Below are 18,575 nucleotides of genomic sequence, written 5' to 3' on the forward strand. Positions count from 1 at the left end.
GGAAGGCATTCGCTTATTAGTAAGTGCCTAATAAAAATATAAACTCTTGGAACAAGAGGGTTAGCTTGGTCAATTTCGTCAGCTACCAAAAGTGGCGATTACCCAAGAAGCCCCCACTTCAAGCAACCCGTAAGGGTGGTAAGTGGTGGGTAGTTCACTGAATCTATAAACCTATATTTGAAAGCTGAAAATATTATTTCAGAAATTACCTGAAACTTAGTTTTATGTTGACACATCAACGATGAAAGGTTGTTAGACTTAGTTACTTGTTGCTGTAGAATATTCCTTCCATTACGATGATGCGCTATCATTGTCGATATATATCTTCCGGTGATGTGACTCAACGACGGTTATTTAATGAAGGAATGAGTAAGTATGAATACTGATTTAAATTAAACTGATAATTGCAAAAATTAGAACTTTAAAAAAGTTGTTACATTTATTTAAATGAAGCTTTGCTATTAGTGATATACTATAACAAAAATGTGATGTTATTAACAAGGAGTCAGAATGTGATGTTTGCGATGTTTTACTGTATTACACAGTGTACTTATTTTGTAATACAGATTAAAAATAAAAGTGAAACAGTTCACAAATAAACACTTTTCAAACCTCTGAGTTTAATTAATTGATAAGTATTTAAAGCAAAGTGATTGACCGTATTCAATTATTGCGATAAGATAAAGACAGATAAAAAATTGTACTAATTATTTCATTGCTCTTCAGTATAACAGTTTGCTTTTTTGATCAAAAAAAGGTTAATTTATTTACAAAAAGGGTAATGTAAGGATAGGTACGATTTAAACTCGGATTTTATTATTATGATCCGAAACTTATACATCAAAATATTATGTGTTGAAAAGAAAGGAAGAGGTGAGATTTTTGAAACGTACTAATGAAAAATATGCAGAGCAGTTCCCAACGTTTCAAATTCTGAATGAAGAAGGCGAAGTAGTTAATGAAGAAAAAATGCCTAAGCTTTCAGATGATGAATTGAAAGATTTAATGACAAGAATGGTGTACACGAGAATCTTGGATCAGCGTTCAATCGCATTGAACCGCCAAGGTCGTTTAGGATTCTACGCACCAACAGCCGGCCAAGAAGCTTCACAACTTGGTTCGCATTTTGCTTTAGAGAAAGATGATTACTTATTACCAGGTTATCGTGATGTGCCACAATTAATCTGGCACGGTCTACCTCTTTATAAAGCTTTCTTATGGTCACGTGGTCACTTCGTAGGTGGTCAAATGCCAGAAGGCGTTCACGCAATGGTTCCTCAAATTATTATCGGTGCACAGTATGTTCAAACAGCTGGTGTTGCCCTTGGTATGAAGAAGCGCGGAGAAAAACGTGTAGCAGTTACTTATACTGGTGACGGTGGTACTTCTCAAGGTGACTTCTATGAAGGTATGAACTTTGCTGGTGCTTTTGATGCGCCTGCGATCTTTATCGCTCAAAACAACCGTTTTGCTATTTCAACACCGGTTGAAAAGCAAACTAAAGCAGAAACTTTAGCTCAAAAAGCAGTTGCTGCCGGTATCGAAGGTATTCAAGTTGATGGTATGGATGTTTTAGCTGTTTATGTAGCAACAAAAGAAGCACGTGAACGTGCGATTAACGGCGAAGGTCCAACACTTATTGAGACTTTAACTTATCGCTACGGTCCACACACGATGGCAGGGGATGACCCAACACGTTACCGTACAAAAGATTTAGATAGCGAATGGGAACAAAAAGATCCACTTGTACGTTTCCGTAAATTCTTAGAAGACAAAGGTGTTTGGTCTGAAGAAGAAGAAAACGAAGTGATTGAACGTGCAAAAGAGGAAATCAAAGCAGCGATTAAAGAAGCTGATGGTATTCCAAAACAGAAAGTAACAGAGTTAATCGGAAATATGTATGAAACACTTCCACAAAACTTACAAGAACAAATGGAAGAATATAAAGCAAAGGAGTCGAAGTAGATTATGGCTCAAATGACAATGATCCAAGCAATTACTGATGCATTACGTGTAGAACTTAAAAATGACGAAAACGTTTTACTTTTTGGTGAAGACGTTGGTAAAAACGGCGGGGTATTCCGTGCAACTGAAGGTCTTCAAGATGAATTTGGCGAAGATCGTGTATTTGATACACCACTTGCTGAATCAGGTATTGGTGGTTTAGCGATTGGTCTTGCAACGCAAGGCTTTCGTCCAGTGCCAGAAATCCAATTCTTCGGCTTCGTATTTGAAGTAATGGATTCAATCAGTGGTCAAATGGCGCGTATGCGTTACCGTTCAGGTAATACAGTAAACATGCCAATTACATTGCGCTCACCATTCGGTGGTGGAGTACACACACCTGAAATGCACGCGGATTCTTTAGAAGGTTTGATGGCGCAGCAGCCAGGTCTTAAAGTAGTTATTCCTTCAAATCCTTACGATGCAAAAGGTTTATTAATTTCTGCTATTCGTGATAACGATCCTGTTATCTACTTAGAGCACATGAAACTTTACCGTTCATTCCGTGACGAAGTACCTGAAGAAGAGTATACAGTTGAATTAGGTAAAGCAAATGTTAAACGTGAAGGTACAGATGTTACTTTAATTGCTTATGGAGCGATGGTTCAAGCTTCAATGAAAGCAGCGGAAGAATTAGAGAAAAACGGTGTTAGCGCAGAAGTACTTGACTTACGTACGATTGCACCGCTTGATGTTGAAACAATTGTTGAATCTGTTAAGAAAACAGGTCGTGCGGTTGTTGTTCAAGAAGCACAACGTGTAGCTGGTATTGCTTCTCAAATCGTTGCTGAAATTCAAGAACGTGCAATTTTACATTTAGAAGCACCTGTTCTTCGTGTAACAGCACCAGATACAGTGTTCTCATTCCCGCAAGCAGAAGAAGCATGGTTACCAAATCACCAAGATATTGTGAACAAAGTAAACGAAGCAATTAATTACTAATAAGACGAACGGATGAATTAACCAAGGAGGTTAGCTATAATGGCTTTTGAATTTAAATTGCCTGATATCGGAGAAGGTATCCATGAAGGCGAAATCGTTAAGTGGTTTGTAAAAGCTGGCGATGAAATCAATGAAGATGATGTACTGTGTGAAGTACAAAATGATAAATCAGTAGTAGAGATTCCATCACCTGTAGGTGGTACAGTGAAAGAAGTCCACGTTGAAGAAGGTGTGGTTGCAACTGTTGGTGAGATCCTTATTACAATTGATGCAGAAGGTTATGAAGATGCTGGTTCTGAAGAAACAGCAGAAGCAGCACCTGCTGAAAATGATGCACCAGCGTCACAAGGTGTCTTTGAATTTAAGTTACCTGACATCGGTGAAGGTATTCATGAAGGCGAAATCGTTAAGTGGTTTGTAAAAGCTGGCGATGAAATCAATGAAGATGATGTACTGTGTGAAGTACAAAATGATAAATCAGTAGTAGAGATTCCATCGCCTGTAAGTGGTACAGTGAAAGAAGTCCACGTAGGTGAAGGTGTGGTTGCAACTGTAGGCGAAACGCTTGTGTCAATTTTTGCTGAAGGACACGTTGCTGAAGCAACTGAAGAAGTGCCAAAACAAGAAGCGTCAAAACAAGAAGAAAAATCAGAGAAAAAGGTGCCAATCGCTGGTGGTACAGTAATTGCGATGCCATCTGTCCGTAAATTTGCTCGTGACAATGATGTTGATATTACCCAAGTACAAGGTTCAGGTAAAAATGGTCGTGTTGTTAAAGACGATGTTGAAGCTTACTTAAGTGGCGATCAAGCGCCTGCGACAGAAGCAACTAAAGAGGCTACACCAGAAGTGAAGTCTGAAGGGAAAGCTGAAACTAAATCAGCACCTAAAACCCAAACTGCAGCTGCTTCAACCGGTGACTTACCGGAAACACGAGAAAAAATGTCTGGTATCCGTAAAGCAATTGCAAATGCTATGGTTAACTCTAAACACAAAGCACCTCACGTAACATTACATGATGAAATTGATGTGACAGAGCTTGTTAACCACCGTAAGAAATTTAAGCCTGTGGCACAAGAAAAAGATATTAAGTTAACGTACTTACCATACGTTGTTAAAGCACTTGTATCTGCATTAAAACAATTCCCAGTCTTAAATGCTGAAATTGATGAAAATACAGATGAAATTATTTACAAGCATTACTATAACATTGGTATCGCAGCAGATACTGATAAAGGTTTACTTGTACCAGTGGTTAAAAATGCTGATACAAAATCAATCTTTGATATTTCTAAAAATATCAATGAGTTAGCTAAGAAAGCTCAAGAAGGTAAGTTAGCAGCTGACGAGATGAAAGGCTCTGGTTGTACAATAACAAATATCGGTTCAGCTGGTGGACAATGGTTCACACCAGTTATCAACTTCCCAGAGGTAGCAATTCTAGGTATTGGTCGTATTCAAGAGAAACCAGTCGTTAAAGACGGTGAAATTGTTGTTGCTCCAATACTTGCACTTTCATTAAGTTTTGACCACCGTATTGTTGACGGTGCAACTGCTCAATTTGCATTAAATCAAGTGAAGCGTTTATTAAACGATCCACAATTAATCATGATGGAGGCGTAATTTAATATGGTAGTAGGAGATTTTCCAATTGAAATAGATACGCTTGTTGTCGGTGCGGGACCTGGTGGCTATGTAGCTGCCATCCGCGCTGCACAAACAGGCCAAAAAGTTACAATCGCAGATAAAGGAGCTCTTGGTGGTGTATGTCTAAACGTTGGATGTATTCCGTCTAAAGCTTTAATCCAAGCGGGACACCGCTATGAAGAAGCTCATGGTGCAGATGAAATGGGTATTACTTCTGAAAATGTTAAAGTTGACTTTTCTAAAGTGCAAAACTGGAAAGCATCTGTTGTTAATAAATTAACGTCAGGTGTTGGGGGATTGCTTAAAGGAAACAAAGTAGATATTGTTAAAGGTGAAGTGTATTTCGTAGACAAAAATACAGTGCGTATTATGGACGAAACAAGCTCACAAACATATATCTTCAATAACTGTATTATTGCAACGGGTTCAACACCAATTGAAATCCCATCATTTAAATACTCTAAACGTATCCTTGATTCAACTGGCGCGTTAAACTTAAACGAAGTACCAAAACGTTTAATTGTCATCGGTGGTGGTTATGTTGGTACAGAGCTTGGTACAGCTTATGCTAACTTCGGTACCGAAGTTACAATTTTAGAAGGTATGGACGATATCTTAGGTGGATTTGAAAAAGATATGTCATCGATTGTTAAAAAACGTTTGAAACAGAAAAATGTTAAAGTTGTGACAAATGCGATGGCTAAAGCTTCTGAAGAATCTGAGGATAGTGTGAAAGTAACGTATGAAGCAAATGGTAAAGAAGAAACTATTGAAGCAGATTACGTTCTTGTTACTGTTGGTCGTTACCCTAACACGAAAGAAATTGGTCTTGAGGAAATGGGTATTGAGATGACAGACCGTGGTGTTGTGAAAATTGATAAGCAATGTCGTACAAACATTGATAATATCTATGCGATTGGTGACATCGTTGATGGCCCACCACTTGCACATAAAGCTTCATATGAAGGTAAGATTGCGGCTGAAGCAATTGCTGGACATAAATCTGAAATTGATTACCGCGGTATTCCTGCTGTTGTCTTCTCAGATCCAGAGCTTGCAACCGTAGGTTACACTGAAAAAGAAGCAAAAGAAAAAGGTTACAATGTTAAGTCAGCAAAATTCCCATTTGCGGCTAACGGACGTGCGCTTTCACTAGGTAGTGGCGACGGTTTTGTCCGTCTTGTAACACGTGAAGAAGATGGCTTAGTTATCGGTGCTCAAATTGCTGGAACAAATGCAAGTGACATGATCTCTGAATTAGGTCTTGCAATTGAATCTGGTATGACAGCAGAAGACTTAGCGCTTACAATCCATGCTCACCCAACACTTGGTGAGATTACAATGGAAGCTGCAGAAGTTATCATGGGTACGCCAATTCACGTTGTGAAATAAGGTAGCTATTCATTTACTTTGATAAAACACCAAAATGATTCGTTCATTTTGGTGTTTTTTTTATGAATCTGTTTTATAATGGAAGAGAAGGGGGCGATATTTTTGAAAAAGAAATATTTATGGAGTCTTTTGCTTGTGCTCGGATTGATTTTATTTACAGCATGTCAAGATGAAGCAACGAGTGAGGATTCATCACAACAAGACAACACAGAAGATGTGACACCATCAGATGAAACAAGTGATGACATGGCACCGGAAGAGGATGTATCTGATGACGATCAATCAGAAGCAAGTGATGATGTCGAAGAAGATGAAGCAGAACCGGTAGAAGAAACGGTTGAAGTGAATTATCAAATCAACCAAGGAAATTGGCGCGTTGAGCCACTAACTGATGGGGTTGAATCAAAAGTCGCTTTATTAACGATTGATGATGCACCAGATCAACACGCAGTTGAAATGGCTCATATCTTAAAAGATTTGGATGTTCCTGCTATCTTTTTTGTGAATGGTCATTTCTTAGAAACAGATGAAAAACATGAAAATTTAAAGGAAATTTATGAATTAGGCTTTACGATTGGGAATCATACCTACAATCATCCTAATTTAAAAGAAATTTCTGTAGCAGAACAACGTGAACAGTTGGTCGCACTTAATGATAAAGTTGAAGCAATCATTGGTGAAAGACCGACCTTTTTCCGAGCGCCATTTGGCGTTAATACGGACGATTCATTAGCGATTGCCGAAGAAGAAAACATGGTCGTTATGAACTGGACCTATGGATACGATTGGGAAAAACAATATCAAGATTCAGAAGCTTTAGCGGACATTATGGTAAACACCGAATTTTTAAATGAGGGTGCAAACTTATTGATGCATGATCGTGAATGGACGAAAAATGCGTTAGAAGCTATTGTGTCAGGTCTTAGAGATAAAGGTTATACATTTGTAGAGCCAGAAGCGATTAAAGGTGTTAATGACGAAATCTAAAGACAAGAACCCCTTCTTTGTTTTTATTTAACAAAGAAGGGGTTCTTTAATGTTTATAAAAGATTAAAGAATCGCTTGCATTTCTTTTATGACATGAATCGTTTCGAGTGATTCATCCTCTAAACCTTGAACAGGTAGACCGGCAGCAACATTGGCTTCGATATAACGTAAACTTTCATCGCTAATGATTTCTCCCGGGATAAAGATAGGAATACCAGGTGGATAGACCATGATGGCTTCTGCACTCACTCGTCCACTGGCTCCCTTTAATGGAATTACTTCAGTGTCACTATAAAAAGCTTCACGTGGCGACATTTGTAAAACCGGAATTGGTGGAGCGCTGACCTGTACTTTCTTCTCGTACGCTTGCGTGTGATGGGCCTTTACGAGCGCGGTTAGGGCAGTTAATAAATAGTGAATGGTCTCTTCGCTATCTCCTGGGGTAATAATACAGAGAATATTATACATATCGGATAATTCTACTTCAATCTGATAATGTTGACGAAGCCATTTTTCCACATCATAGCCAGTTAAACCAAGTTGTTTAACAGAGATCAAAATTTTAGTTGGATCGTAACTGAATGTCGCGTTTGTCCCGAGTAAATCTGTGCCAGGACAAGCCAAATAATCCAGTTGATTGATGCGTTGTCTTAATGATTCGGCTAGTTGAATGGTTTTTTCAATTAATGTTTGTCCCTGTGTCTTTAAATACATTCTCGCCGCATCAAGTGAGGCAAGTAAGATATAAGACGTTGATGTTGTCGTTAACATCGATAAGATTGTCTGTACGTGTTCTTTTTTTACAAGGTTTCCTTGGATATTTAAAACTGAACTCTGTGTCATTGACCCACCGAGTTTATGAACGCTTGTCGCTGCTAAATCAGCACCGGCAGCCATTGCTGAGGTAGGTAACTGATCATGGAAGTGTATATGAACCCCGTGTGCTTCATCAACGAGGACTGGAATGGCATATTGATGACTAATATCGACGATACGTTTTAAGTCAGCCGCAACACCGTAATAAGTCGGGTTAATAACAAAGACTGCTTTAGCATCCGGATGTTGCTCGATCGCATGCTCAACAGAGAGCGGTGTAATTCCATGGGCAATACCAAGTCGCGTGTCAAGTTCTGGGTGAATAAAAATTGGAATCGCGCCAGAAAATATTAAAGCAGATGTCACAGATTTATGAATATTCCGCGGAACGATGATTTTTTCACCTGGTTTACATACGCTCATGACCATGGCCATGATGGGACTGCTTGTCCCTTGAACAGAGAAAAAAGTATAATCTGCACCGAAAGCATCAGCAGCTAGTGCTTCAGCTTCCTTGATCATTCCACTAGGGTGATGCAAGTCATCGAGAGGACTTATGTTAATTAAGTCAATCGAAAGCGCATTTCTACCAATAAAGTCTCTAAAAGTTGGTTCCATGCCTTGACCGTTTTTATGACCAGGAATATGAAAAGGAACCGGATGGTTATTTATATGTTGGAGTAACCCATCAAAAAGGGGGGTGCTGTTATGTGCTTGCATTTAATGCGCTCCTTTAATAAAATAGACTAAGTGTAAAACAAAAGAATTATAGCAAAGTTTAGCTAAAATAGCTAGCAAATTATGAGGTGAAAAAATGAATTTTCAATTCCCGATTGACACAGACTGGACAACGGATGAAATCGTTGTTGTCGTTGAATTTTTAGACTTAATAGAAAAAGCCTATCATCAACCAGTGGAAGCTAAAAAGCTTATGGAAAAATACCGGGCTTTTAAAACAGTCGTCCCGTCTATAGGTGAAGAAAAACGACTTGGACGAACATTTGAACAAGATACGGGCTATTCACTATATCAAACGATGAAACAAGTGAAAAACCAGCCAGATCGAAAAATAAAAATGACGGTTCGCTAGAAAAGCGAGCGGTCATTTTTAGATAGTTATTTAATTTGAGCGAGCATCATTTCGTGATAGAGCGGTAGTAATGCCGTAAACGTATCCATGACATATTGATCAAAGTCACCATCATTCATTTCAATCACGGTTTGACTTTTTAGTTGTTTGCCGATTAAAAAATCAGCTTTTTTTGTGTTTTGTAGATGGCCGAGTGATTGGTGGGTTAATACGTCTACTGAATGCGCTTCTTTGTCATAATGGTCCAGTGAAAACACAAAAGATGGATCAAGCTGGTCGAATATGGATTGATGTTCAATCAAATGCTCTGCTAGCTTAGCTTTGTCCGGTATGTTATGCATCAGGGCAAAATAGACGAAGATGCGATCGTCGAATAAACCGACTTCAACATGCGGATGTTTTTTATAGCCGCGCTTATTTGTAGATAGTGCAAACCAGCTATCAATCGGTGGGTTGACCGTTCGTCGTTGGTGTTTAGCGACATGGAGGTAGAGCGGCTCGTTTATCTTTAGTTGGAGTTGTTGTTTGATTCGCTCACCTAAGTGAGCTAATTTAGGTTGCAGTTTTGTTTTTAAGGCAGACATCCGTGGCCCTAAGCCTTCAATTCTAAAAACATCAAAGTCTGCTTGTGTAAAAGTTGCCTTTGTCATCTCTCGACTCATCCCTTTCTTTTAGATAGCTTAACATACGAATGAAAAATAGCGATAATGAAGTGCATACAGCGCTGATTTTTGATAAGATAAAAGAGGCAAGTATAATCAAGCGAATAACAGACAGACAAAAGAAAAGAGGGGCAATAATGATATTTCAGAAAGAAACCGTCTATCAAACTACGAAATCGTGGATCCATGAGATTGGCCAAGTCATCCGAACAGAAATTGATCAGCCGCGTGATATTGATACAAAAACAAATGCGAATGATTTGGTCACCGAAATGGATAAAAAAGTCGAACAATTTTTCGCAGAAAAAATCCGGTCAACTTATCCAGACCATCAAATCTTATCCGAAGAAGGTTTTGGTGATAACGTGACATCATTAAACGGAACAACGTGGATCATTGACCCAATTGACGGGACAATGAATTTTGTTCATCAAAAACGTAACTTTGCGATTTCTGTCGCGATATTCCATGATGGTATCGGAGAAATTGGCTTTGTCTATGATGTGATGGCAGATGTGTTATATGCGGCTAAACAAGGGGAAGGCGCTTATAAAAATGATGAGCAGTTAAAACCACTCGATGAAAAGAAACAGTTAACAGAATCAATTTATATGCTTAATACACTATGGACAACAGACAACCCGATCGTCGATGAAGTGAAGATTCGTGAACTTGTAAAGACGGTAAGAGGGGTAAGAACCTACGGTTCTGCAGCGTTAGAGTTTTGTTATTTAGCAGAAGGAATCGTGGACGGCTATGTTTCTTTTAAGTTACATCCATGGGATTTTGCAGCGGGTGCTGTTATTTTACATGAAGTTGGTGGGGTACTTAAACATGCAGAAGGTCATGCCTTATCATTTTTAAATCAAGAACCTTTAGTCGCAGGCCATAAAGACATTGTCGAGGCGACGTTAGAACACTATTTAGTTTTAAAATAAGAAAAGAAGAGGGCCTTAACTAAGGTAAGGATCCTCTTCTTTTTTTTCTTCATATAAATTGAACTGTCCTGTAGCATGTCGTTTGAGCGTATTTTTTTCAATACGGTCATGACAGGCTTGGCATAAATACAGGTGTTTACGTCTATTTCTTAATTTTTTCGCAAGTGGTGAATCATTATCAATTGATTCAACCGTATCACATATCGGACACATGACATCCATATCGTTTCCTCCAACATTTAATGATAAGTGTTTATTTTACTAGTTTAGCACAAATAAATCTGACTTGGAACCATTGTGTTAGTTTTAAACACGTACAAATTGGGAAAAGATATATAGGTGAACCAAAAAAAGATGAGGTGAAGAAGATGAGAAAGAAAAAGAAACTTGTTGTCTTAGCTGGTTCAGCGGCAGCAGGAGCAGCTGCTGGTGCAACAGCTCTTTATCATGTATTAAAAGATGAGCAGAAGCGGAGAAAGCTAAGTCGAATGAAAGACGATGTGCTTATGTCGCTAAAATTAAAACGTCATGATGATTTTCCGTTAGACTCTGCCGGTGGCTATGATGAAAATATCGACAATGCCGATATGATCAGCGAGGGTTCATCATTTGGTGTCGATTATTATAATCGTGTGGCAGGTAGTAAAAAATACAAGAAAAATCATCGTGTCGTTAAAAAGGAATGGGAAGAGTAGCTGAAAAAATATAATATGAAACAACTAGAAAGCTTGTCTTAGGTCTGATCTAAAGACAAGTTTTTTCGTTGGACCAATTATCCAAGGTTGAAATATACTTGCTTTTTTACTGTGTTACCTTTAATATTGTTTTAGAAGGATTGGTTGTGGAGGGATAGACATGGTTGAAAAAGTAGTTCAAACAGATCAGAGTAAAGCTTATGCTGTCCTAAAGGCAGATGCAGATAAAATCCTAAAACTTATTCAAGTACAAATGGATAATTTAACGATGCCACAGTGTCCTTTATATGAAGAAGTGTTAGATACGCAAATGTTTGGTTTATCACGAGAGATTGACTTTGCGGCGCGGCTTCATTTAATTGACGAAGACCAAGGCAAAGCGTTATTAGATAATTTAGAAAAACAATTAAATATCCTTCATGAGAAGGCTCAAGCGGGTTACTAAAAACACGGTTTTAATCTAAATGATTAAAACCGTGTTTTTTGGTTCAGTTGCATTGATTGTGAAGCCGCAGTTTAAAGTTTAATGTTGAAATTAATAAAACCAGCTTCTTTAGCAGAAGTAAAGGCAATGACAACGAGTGGCCCAATGATAAAACCTAGTAAGCCTAGTAATTTCAAACCCACATACATCGCAATTAATGTAGCAAGTGGGGATAAGCCAATGTGCTGTCCCATGACTTTAGGTTCAACGGTCCGTCGAATCGCAAGCAAAATAATGGCGAGGATCGCTAGTTGAGAACCCATTAATGTATTACCAGCAATGAACATATAAACGGCCCACGGCGCAAGGATTGCAATCGATCCAATAATTGGGATCAAATCAACGATCCAAATAATTGTTGCCATAATGATCGCGTAATCTGGGATAATGACAAAGAGTGCAATAAGTGTCACGGCAAGAATAACTAAACTGACGAGAAACTGTGCTTTTAAAAAGCCTACGAGAACACTTTTTAATCGAGCATTCATAAATTGAATCCGTTTCGAAGTTTCTTCTGAAAAAAGTAAGTAAAATTTTGCTTTTAACGCAGGTAGTTCCATCATAAATAAAAACAGCGCGATTAAATAAACGATAAAACTCACAATATAGTTAGGGACAGCGGCCACAATGGCAGCCAAACGATCGACACGTAAAACATCACGTAAAAGTTCTGTACCCGACTGAACGGAACTTTGAATACTGTTATTAACTTCTTTTACAAATTCATTCGGTAAATCGGCCATGACTTTTTCTAAATCGCCGCTCCAATCAAGCAACAAGTTGTTGATTTGTAAAATATAATCCGGCGCATTTTCTACGAGTGAAATTAATTGGGTAACGATGACTGTAATGACGTAAGTCCCAAGCACAACAAATAAAATCAAAAATATTAAGTATATAATGGTCGTGCTTATTTTTCGGTTTAGTTGGAAACGATGCTCAACTAATTTGATTAATGGATTTAAAAATAGTGCCGTAATAAACGCTAAAATTAGTGGTAACGATACCGGCATAATATAGATTGCGAATACTAGGAGTAAAACTCCGATAAATAGGTACGCCCATTGGCGCTTTGATAAAAGTGTGCTCAACTAAATTCCCTCCGTCATTTATCTAAAAAGCTTCTGATTGAAATATACCACGATGAACTTGGTTTGAATAGGGTTAATCTTGAGTTTTAAAAAATATTTAATTAACATTAAATCCTTATTAACGCTAACGTAATTCTTCAATAATTATATCGCAAGAAAAAGTGTTAAATCCAAAAAAATGCTTTTGCGGGTATAGAAGCTGCATTTTTTTCGAATGCCTTTTCAATTTTATGATTTACTGATATAGTAAAAGGGTGGAGGTGTTGTTTTGTGATCGTAACAACTGAGACAATAGAACTATTAGATGATGCGGACCGTATCGTTTCAATGATTAAACACTCAGAAACATTTCATGAGTTTAAGAATAGAAGGCTAGCTTTAAAGGAAGACAAAGAGGCACAACGTCTCATTCGTCAGTTTGAACAAAAGAAGCAAGACTATGAAGAGGTGGAACGTTTTGGTCGTTATCACCCTGATTATAGTCAGGTGTTAAAGGACACGCGTTTATTAAAACGTGAGGTTGATTTAAATGAATCTGTAGCAAAATTTAAAGTTGCTGAACGAAAATTACAAGCGTTATTGGACCAGATAGCTGAAACATTGGCCTTTAGTATTAGTACAGACATCGTTGTTGAAAAAGACGGTGCACTATTCACTGAACATAGTAAAGGCTGTAGTACGGGTGGCGGCTGTGGTTGCGGCGCATAATTAGGTGGGATGAACATGATAAGAACTGAACGACAAGCACTGATTGTATGGTTTCAACACATGAAAAATATTAAGCAATTGAAACGTTATGGCCATCTGATTAGTGTTTCAAGGAAATTACGTTATGCGGTTATTTACGTCGATCAAACAGACATTGAAGAAAAAGTAACAAAACTTGAGCGTCTCCCGTTTGTATCAAAAGTTGATCAATCATATAAGCCATTTATTCGTACAACATACGAAAATAAAAGTATTCAAAAAACGAAAGAGTACGAGTATGAGATGGGAATATAATTTTGACCTGCAGGTTTTTCTGCAGGTGTTTTTCTTGTTATTTATAGGAGGTGAGACACATGCGTGTCATCGCAGGTGAACATAAAGGACGCCGGATACAAGCAGTACCAGGTAAAGAAACGCGTCCAACAACGGATAAAGTTAAAGAATCATTGTTTAATCGAATGGGTCCCTACTTTGAAGGTGGACAGGCACTTGATTTATTCGCGGGCAGCGGCAATTTAGGTATTGAAGCACTCAGTCGAGGAATGGATCATGTTATTTTTGTTGACCAGCAAAAACAAGCAATTCAAACGATACATAATAATTTAGAAATGCTTCAATTGACCCCATGCGCTGAGGTTTATCGAAATGATGCCTTTCGCGCGTTAAAAGCAATAAAAAAGCGTGGATTAACCTTTGATTATATCTTTTTAGATCCGCCCTATTATAAAGGGTTCTATCAAAAATTATTAAAGCAGATTGCCGATTTGGACATCGCTCATGAAGAAACATTATTGATATTGGAACATGATACGGATTTAACCTTTCCAGATGTGATTAGCGGCTTTGAAAAAGAGCGCAGTGAAAACTATGGAGGTACGACAGCTATTACATTGTATAAACGAAAGGATGGTACCGATGACTAAATTAGCGATCTGTCCAGGTAGTTTTGATCCTGTCACCTACGGTCACCTCGATATAATTGAACGAGCAAGTAAGGTGTTTGACCATATTATTGTAGCGGTATTTCATAACGATGCAAAAACACCGTTGTTTAACACAGAGGAGCGTATGGATTTATTAAAAAAATCTATTGCTCACTTAGACAACGTTTCTGTTGATTCACACGGCGGACTTTTAATGGATTATGCGCGTGAAAAACATGCTTGTGCCGTTGTTCGGGGATTACGCGCGGTGAGTGACTTTGAATATGAACTGCAAATCACATCAATGAACCGTAAATTAAATAAAGATGTTGAAACGTTTTTCATCATGTCAAATAACAAATATTCGTTCTTAAGTTCAAGTATGGTAAAAGAAGTCGCCAAATATGATGCGAATGTGGAAGACCTTGTTCCTCCTTGTGTTGAAACAGCACTCAAACAAAAATATAGCTAAGAGCACAGTTTTTTCTACTTATTGCTGAAGGGTCATGTTATTAAAAGTTATACAAGGGAACTGAGTCCTGTTATATTGAATGGACTTGGTTCTTTTTACGTATTTAGAAAGCAAGGCATTAGCTGAGTTTTTTTTGCAGGATTAGCCAAAGTAGAATCAGAAGCAAAAAAAGACTATCTAACAGTAAGAGATGAGTAAGCCGCTGCTTGAACCTCCTAAAGTATATTGGTTGAAGAAACGAAACGGACTCGCTATAGTGGAAATATCAAAACAGAAAAGAGTGATGATTTTGATCAAACGTTATGGGCTGACCATTGTTTTAATTTTACTTATTTTGGTGGGTACTTTTCTTCCGTTACCCTATTATATCTACCGACCTGGGACAGCAGACCCGTTAAATGAAGTGGTTGCGGTAAGTGACCGTGATCAGCAGAGTGATACAGGTGACTTTCACTTAGTAACAGTTAGAGGTGGACAAGCGACACCCATTCAATTGTTATTGTCACAATTTAGTGATTATCAAGAGGTGTATGACTTAGAAGATGTTTTTCCAGAAGGATATGACCGCGATGATTATATGCGTGAGCAATTACTCGTAATGGAAAATTCGCAACAAGCAGCGACACTTGTCGCTTATGAATTAGCAGGTGTTGATTATACGGTCAATTATGAAGGGGTCTATGTTGTTAATGTATTAGATGGGATGCCTGCTGCGGATACGTTAGTGATGGGAGATAAAATCCTTGAAGTTAATGGAGAGAAAATTACCGATGCCGATCATTTAATTTCGCTCGTGGATGGTTATGATGAAGGCGATACATTAACCTTTACAGTAAAAAGAGAAGCGGAAACATTCGAAACAGCAATTAAGTTAGTCCCTTTTCCTGATCAACCTGAGACAATCGGTATTGGTATCCAACTCGTTACCAATCGAGAAGTTTCTTTATCGAGGGAAGTGGAGTTTTTCAGTGGTGATATCGGCGGTCCTAGTGCTGGTTTAGTGCTTACACTAGAACTGTATGATCAATTAACAGTGGGCGATTTAACTCACGGTAAAAAAATCGCTGGTACGGGTGAAGTTGATTATGAAGGCAATGTTGGTCGAATTGGTGGAGTAGATAAAAAAGTTGTCGCAGCCGATGAAGAAGGGTGTGAGATTTTCTTTGCGCCAAATGAAGGTGGGCGTAGTGACTCGAACTATCAAACGGCTAAACAAACGAAAGAAGCCATCGGCAGTGATATGGTGATTGTCCCGGTTGACAACGTTAGTGACGCGCTTGATTATTTAAATAGTTTTTAGATAGCTCATGATACAGAGTGGACCATTATGATAAAGTAAACACAAAAAGGAGCCTGAGACTAATCTCGGGTTCCTTTTTGTCTATAAGGAGGTAAAAATTCACGTTTAATTTTTTGTTGATTAAATAGGTGATAAACCTGTGATGCTCGAATATCAATGTCAAGATACTCAGGTAAGTCTCTGGTGACTTTTGTTAGCACCGTGATAGGTCGTTCTTTTTTAATTATGTTTAAATACTGTTCACCTTTTGTTGACTGAGCGAGGCTTCTTACCATTGGTAAGTGGGGTAACAGATTGATTGCTCGGTTAACGGTATCTCGGTCAAGATTCAGTAAGAGATGAATTAATAACCGCTGAATCCGTGTCGCTGTGTAACGTTTTGTTTTGACACTGTCAATAAAAGATGTCACTGTCGATGCTTTTTTAGCCGCTGTTATTAAGCGGTGTTCAATCCCCTCAACCATCCCGTGGATCTGCTTTAAGGCGATAGGCGCTGTTGTCAAGAGTTTATGTTGAATGAAGGGATAATAATCATTCAAATCGTGAAAGACGTCCTCATGGTCCTCTAATAGCTGATAAGCCTTATCGGGCATCGTTGTTTGAATCTCAGCTAGTGATGAACGTAATCCCGCTTGTTTAATCGCTTGTCTAATACTTGTCGCACTCGCGATAGGACTAGATAAGTTAGTCGTATGATAATCTGTTTGTTGACGTTTGATTGTATCAATCTTAATATTAGGGTTAATTTCTGATACAGCTCGTACGTAACCAATGCCTAAACTGTTGTTAGGTAAGTGGTCCTCCATGGCTAGAATACCAAGTTCTTTAAGTGCGTTTGAGTAAGCTTTTGGGTAGCTTTTTCCTTCTCTTAACTCACCTTGAATGATTTGATCTAATTTTTCTTTTTGGTCATGTTCACTTGCGACAAGTTCAAGAAACGGTATGATATCACCAGATTCGGATCCGAAAATAATCGTATCAACACCGAGGGCGTTAAGGATACTAACAGCACTGAAGCAAAATAGATCGCGGTGTTGAATCGCGTAAATTGTCGGTAACTCAATGACTAGATCACTACCGTGTAACACGGCCATTTTACTACGAGTGAATTTATCGATAATCGCGGGCTCACCGCGTTGTAGAAATTGTCCACTCATGATTGTAATGACAACGTCAGCGTTTGACTTCTTACGGGCTTGTTCGATATGATAGAGATGTCCGTTATGAAATGGATTATATTCAACTATTAATCCTAGCACATGCATAAAAAAACCCCTTTCCTTAACGGTATTGTATCATAACTAGTAACGGGTTTATTCACCATCTTTCAAAAAAAGATGGTGGGTGTAAAGAAAAAATATTGACAAATACCGCATTTACTTTTAAAATAAAGTTTGTGCTTTCTGAGGTGATGAATATGAAAATATCGATTCAAAAGATCCTTCAACAAACACCTTTTACGTTTGAAGGGAAAACAGACCTTTCTGAGCTCGAATCATTCGACAATGATATCAGACAGATTGGATCGGTTGAGGTATCAGGTGAGGCGACAGTCCAAAATAAAACAATTACCGTTAATCTTCATATTAAAGGCTTGATGGTGCTCCCATGTGCTCGTTCACTTGCGGATGTTCCCTATCCTTTTGATATTAACACAATTGAAGTGTTTTCGATTGACCCATTTTATACCAAAGAAGATGAGTCAGAAATTCATCCGATTAAAGGAGAATTACTTGACTTAACACCTTTTATAAAGGAAAATGTATTATTGGAGATTCCTTTCCGTGTTTATGCGGATCAGGAGACTATCGAGAAACATGCATTAACAGCAGGTGATGGTTGGGCTGTTGTTGATGAAGATGAGCAGGAAGAGAAAATCGACCCACGCTTATCCAAACTACAATCATTATTAACTGATGATAAAAATGAAAATCAATAAGGGCACGTGCTCACTCACGTTTTGCCCTATGTATAAAGGTTTTCGTTTCGGAAGTGAAGGAGGTGTAAGACATGGCAGTACCAAAAAGAAAAACGTCTAAGAAAGTTAAGAATCAACGTCGTACACATAAAAAATTACATGTACCAGGTATGGTAGCTTGCTCAAATTGTGGTGAGCTTACAAAACCTCACCATGTTTGTCGCGCGTGTGGACAATACGATGGTAAGCAAGTAGTTGAAGCATAATAACTACATTTAAAATACTAGTCCTTCGGACTAGTATTTTTTTATCGCATTAAGGCGAGAAGACACCTTCCTCAAGTGCGTCAGCACTAGGTGGGTGATGAATTGTTTGTTTTGAATATTTTTGAAGTGACAAACATATATTCCGCATGGTATAATTAAAGCACTAACAATGACCGTCACAAAAAAAGAGAGGGTGTGTATCATGGGCATGAAGGCCATTTTTTCAAATCGCTTATATAA

Annotated in this window: 21 protein-coding genes; 16 read left to right on the top strand and 5 right to left on the bottom strand. The window is 38.2% G+C overall.

What is annotated here, in order from left to right; all coding sequences use genetic code 11:
- Nucleotides 1-882: 882 nt before the first annotated feature.
- The 5 genes from pdhA to BM098_RS11500 all read left to right on the top strand — a co-directional run bounded on the left by pdhA (nucleotide 883) and on the right by BM098_RS11500 (nucleotide 6,972).
- The gene (gene pdhA, locus BM098_RS11480) at nucleotides 883-1,965 is read left to right on the top strand and encodes a pyruvate dehydrogenase (acetyl-transferring) E1 component subunit alpha (RefSeq protein ID WP_089833473.1); all 1,083 of its coding nucleotides are present in this window, start codon (nucleotides 883-885) and stop codon (nucleotides 1,963-1,965) included.
- Nucleotides 1,966-1,968: 3 nt separating this feature from the next.
- Nucleotides 1,969-2,946, top strand: coding sequence for an alpha-ketoacid dehydrogenase subunit beta (locus BM098_RS11485; protein ID WP_089833475.1), 978 nt, complete (start codon nucleotides 1,969-1,971; stop codon nucleotides 2,944-2,946).
- 39 nt (nucleotides 2,947-2,985) lie between these two features.
- Complete coding sequence (locus BM098_RS11490; RefSeq protein ID WP_089833477.1) at nucleotides 2,986-4,569, top strand: dihydrolipoyllysine-residue acetyltransferase; 1,584 nt, start codon at nucleotides 2,986-2,988, stop codon at nucleotides 4,567-4,569.
- A 6-nt stretch (nucleotides 4,570-4,575) separates the two neighbouring features.
- A complete protein-coding gene (gene lpdA / locus BM098_RS11495) occupies nucleotides 4,576-5,985 on the top strand; it encodes a dihydrolipoyl dehydrogenase (protein ID WP_089833479.1) in 1,410 nt (469 codons plus the stop codon).
- A 102-nt stretch (nucleotides 5,986-6,087) separates the two neighbouring features.
- Nucleotides 6,088-6,972, top strand: a complete 885-nt coding sequence (locus BM098_RS11500) for a polysaccharide deacetylase family protein (RefSeq protein ID WP_234987494.1) — start codon at nucleotides 6,088-6,090, stop codon at nucleotides 6,970-6,972.
- A 63-nt stretch (nucleotides 6,973-7,035) separates the two neighbouring features.
- Here BM098_RS11500 and BM098_RS11505 read toward each other — a convergent pair whose 3' ends face one another.
- Nucleotides 7,036-8,508, bottom strand: coding sequence for an aminotransferase class I/II-fold pyridoxal phosphate-dependent enzyme (locus BM098_RS11505; protein WP_089833484.1), 1,473 nt, complete (start codon nucleotides 8,506-8,508; stop codon nucleotides 7,036-7,038).
- Nucleotides 8,509-8,602: 94 nt separating this feature from the next.
- On the opposite strand from BM098_RS11505, the gene BM098_RS11510 reads away from it, so the two are divergent.
- Nucleotides 8,603-8,878, top strand: a complete 276-nt coding sequence (locus BM098_RS11510; RefSeq protein ID WP_089833486.1) for a UPF0223 family protein — start codon at nucleotides 8,603-8,605, stop codon at nucleotides 8,876-8,878.
- A gap of 26 nt (nucleotides 8,879-8,904) precedes the next feature.
- Here the strand turns inward: BM098_RS11510 and BM098_RS11515 are convergent, their stop codons facing one another.
- Entirely contained in the window at nucleotides 8,905-9,528 is a 624-nt protein-coding gene (locus tag BM098_RS11515; RefSeq protein WP_159430184.1) for a DUF1054 family protein, read from the bottom strand.
- A 149-nt stretch (nucleotides 9,529-9,677) separates the two neighbouring features.
- On the opposite strand from BM098_RS11515, the gene BM098_RS11520 reads away from it, so the two are divergent.
- Entirely contained in the window at nucleotides 9,678-10,478 is an 801-nt protein-coding gene (locus BM098_RS11520) for an inositol monophosphatase family protein (protein WP_307725249.1), read from the top strand.
- 15 nt (nucleotides 10,479-10,493) lie between these two features.
- Here BM098_RS11520 and BM098_RS11525 read toward each other — a convergent pair whose 3' ends face one another.
- Nucleotides 10,494-10,700: a YlaI family protein gene (locus tag BM098_RS11525; protein WP_089833490.1), complete on the bottom strand. Its 207-nt coding sequence runs from the start codon at nucleotides 10,698-10,700 to the stop codon at nucleotides 10,494-10,496.
- A 146-nt stretch (nucleotides 10,701-10,846) separates the two neighbouring features.
- On the opposite strand from BM098_RS11525, the gene BM098_RS11530 reads away from it, so the two are divergent.
- Both BM098_RS11530 and BM098_RS11535 read left to right on the top strand, forming a co-directional pair.
- Nucleotides 10,847-11,173 carry a hypothetical protein gene (locus BM098_RS11530; protein WP_089833492.1) on the top strand — a complete coding sequence of 109 codons (327 nt, stop codon included), beginning with the start codon at nucleotides 10,847-10,849 and terminating at the stop codon, nucleotides 11,171-11,173.
- A gap of 160 nt (nucleotides 11,174-11,333) precedes the next feature.
- Nucleotides 11,334-11,618 carry an Fpa/YlaN family protein gene (locus BM098_RS11535; protein WP_089833494.1) on the top strand — a complete coding sequence of 95 codons (285 nt, stop codon included), beginning with the start codon at nucleotides 11,334-11,336 and terminating at the stop codon, nucleotides 11,616-11,618.
- A gap of 71 nt (nucleotides 11,619-11,689) precedes the next feature.
- Here BM098_RS11535 and ytvI read toward each other — a convergent pair whose 3' ends face one another.
- Nucleotides 11,690-12,748, bottom strand: coding sequence for a sporulation integral membrane protein YtvI (ytvI, locus tag BM098_RS11540; RefSeq protein WP_089833496.1), 1,059 nt, complete (start codon nucleotides 12,746-12,748; stop codon nucleotides 11,690-11,692).
- 270 nt (nucleotides 12,749-13,018) lie between these two features.
- Between ytvI and BM098_RS11545 the strand changes: the two genes are divergently transcribed.
- The 5 genes from BM098_RS11545 to BM098_RS11565 all read left to right on the top strand — a co-directional run bounded on the left by BM098_RS11545 (nucleotide 13,019) and on the right by BM098_RS11565 (nucleotide 16,151).
- Nucleotides 13,019-13,456: a YlbF/YmcA family competence regulator gene (locus BM098_RS11545; protein ID WP_089833498.1), complete on the top strand. Its 438-nt coding sequence runs from the start codon at nucleotides 13,019-13,021 to the stop codon at nucleotides 13,454-13,456.
- A gap of 15 nt (nucleotides 13,457-13,471) precedes the next feature.
- Nucleotides 13,472-13,750 (top strand): YlbG family protein, encoded by a 279-nt coding sequence (locus tag BM098_RS11550; RefSeq protein ID WP_186819705.1) that lies wholly within the window; start codon nucleotides 13,472-13,474, stop codon nucleotides 13,748-13,750.
- A gap of 59 nt (nucleotides 13,751-13,809) precedes the next feature.
- On the top strand, nucleotides 13,810-14,379 hold the full coding sequence (gene rsmD / locus BM098_RS11555; RefSeq protein ID WP_089833500.1) for a 16S rRNA (guanine(966)-N(2))-methyltransferase RsmD: 570 nt from the start codon (nucleotides 13,810-13,812) through the stop codon (nucleotides 14,377-14,379).
- On the top strand, nucleotides 14,372-14,851 hold the full coding sequence (gene coaD, locus BM098_RS11560) for a pantetheine-phosphate adenylyltransferase (RefSeq protein ID WP_089833502.1): 480 nt from the start codon (nucleotides 14,372-14,374) through the stop codon (nucleotides 14,849-14,851). Before rsmD ends, coaD begins: the two co-directional genes overlap by 8 nt.
- A 283-nt stretch (nucleotides 14,852-15,134) precedes the next feature.
- The gene (locus BM098_RS11565; protein ID WP_089833504.1) at nucleotides 15,135-16,151 is read left to right on the top strand and encodes a SepM family pheromone-processing serine protease; all 1,017 of its coding nucleotides are present in this window, start codon (nucleotides 15,135-15,137) and stop codon (nucleotides 16,149-16,151) included.
- A gap of 59 nt (nucleotides 16,152-16,210) precedes the next feature.
- On the opposite strand, the gene BM098_RS11570 is transcribed toward BM098_RS11565, so the two are convergent.
- Nucleotides 16,211-17,416: a nucleotidyltransferase gene (locus BM098_RS11570; RefSeq protein ID WP_089833506.1), complete on the bottom strand. Its 1,206-nt coding sequence runs from the start codon at nucleotides 17,414-17,416 to the stop codon at nucleotides 16,211-16,213.
- Nucleotides 17,417-17,568: 152 nt separating this feature from the next.
- Between BM098_RS11570 and BM098_RS11575 the strand changes: the two genes are divergently transcribed.
- Together BM098_RS11575 and rpmF are read left to right on the top strand one after the other, a co-directional pair.
- Nucleotides 17,569-18,090 (top strand): YceD family protein, encoded by a 522-nt coding sequence (locus tag BM098_RS11575; RefSeq protein ID WP_089833508.1) that lies wholly within the window; start codon nucleotides 17,569-17,571, stop codon nucleotides 18,088-18,090.
- 71 nt (nucleotides 18,091-18,161) lie between these two features.
- On the top strand, nucleotides 18,162-18,335 hold the full coding sequence (gene rpmF, locus BM098_RS11580; RefSeq protein WP_089833510.1) for a 50S ribosomal protein L32: 174 nt from the start codon (nucleotides 18,162-18,164) through the stop codon (nucleotides 18,333-18,335).
- The last annotated feature ends 240 nt before the right edge of the window (nucleotides 18,336-18,575 follow it).

It is taken from the genome of Halolactibacillus halophilus (assembly GCF_900115605.1).
GTDB lineage: Bacteria > Bacillota > Bacilli > Bacillales > Amphibacillaceae > Halolactibacillus > Halolactibacillus halophilus.

What these genes read in the sequence shown, in the direction of transcription:
- BM098_RS11520 (WP_307725249.1), top strand. Translation starts at nt 9,678, where the DNA reads ATGATATTTCAGAAAGAAACCGTCTATCAAACTACGAAATCGTGGATC.
- BM098_RS11490 (WP_089833477.1), top strand. Translation starts at nt 2,986, where the DNA reads ATGGCTTTTGAATTTAAATTGCCTGATATCGGAGAAGGTATCCATGAA.
- BM098_RS11485 (WP_089833475.1), top strand. Translation starts at nt 1,969, where the DNA reads ATGGCTCAAATGACAATGATCCAAGCAATTACTGATGCATTACGTGTA.
- BM098_RS11570 (WP_089833506.1), bottom strand. Translation starts at nt 17,416, where the DNA reads ATGCATGTGCTAGGATTAATAGTTGAATATAATCCATTTCATAACGGA.
- BM098_RS11565 (WP_089833504.1), top strand. Translation starts at nt 15,135, where the DNA reads ATGATTTTGATCAAACGTTATGGGCTGACCATTGTTTTAATTTTACTT.
- coaD (WP_089833502.1), top strand. Translation starts at nt 14,372, where the DNA reads ATGACTAAATTAGCGATCTGTCCAGGTAGTTTTGATCCTGTCACCTAC.
- BM098_RS11505 (WP_089833484.1), bottom strand. Translation starts at nt 8,508, where the DNA reads ATGCAAGCACATAACAGCACCCCCCTTTTTGATGGGTTACTCCAACAT.
- BM098_RS11535 (WP_089833494.1), top strand. Translation starts at nt 11,334, where the DNA reads ATGGTTGAAAAAGTAGTTCAAACAGATCAGAGTAAAGCTTATGCTGTC.
- BM098_RS11550 (WP_186819705.1), top strand. Translation starts at nt 13,472, where the DNA reads ATGATAAGAACTGAACGACAAGCACTGATTGTATGGTTTCAACACATG.
- BM098_RS11525 (WP_089833490.1), bottom strand. Translation starts at nt 10,700, where the DNA reads ATGGATGTCATGTGTCCGATATGTGATACGGTTGAATCAATTGATAAT.
- BM098_RS11510 (WP_089833486.1), top strand. Translation starts at nt 8,603, where the DNA reads ATGAATTTTCAATTCCCGATTGACACAGACTGGACAACGGATGAAATC.
- BM098_RS11530 (WP_089833492.1), top strand. Translation starts at nt 10,847, where the DNA reads ATGAGAAAGAAAAAGAAACTTGTTGTCTTAGCTGGTTCAGCGGCAGCA.
- BM098_RS11575 (WP_089833508.1), top strand. Translation starts at nt 17,569, where the DNA reads ATGAAAATATCGATTCAAAAGATCCTTCAACAAACACCTTTTACGTTT.
- rsmD (WP_089833500.1), top strand. Translation starts at nt 13,810, where the DNA reads ATGCGTGTCATCGCAGGTGAACATAAAGGACGCCGGATACAAGCAGTA.
- lpdA (WP_089833479.1), top strand. Translation starts at nt 4,576, where the DNA reads ATGGTAGTAGGAGATTTTCCAATTGAAATAGATACGCTTGTTGTCGGT.
- rpmF (WP_089833510.1), top strand. Translation starts at nt 18,162, where the DNA reads ATGGCAGTACCAAAAAGAAAAACGTCTAAGAAAGTTAAGAATCAACGT.
- BM098_RS11515 (WP_159430184.1), bottom strand. Translation starts at nt 9,528, where the DNA reads ATGACAAAGGCAACTTTTACACAAGCAGACTTTGATGTTTTTAGAATT.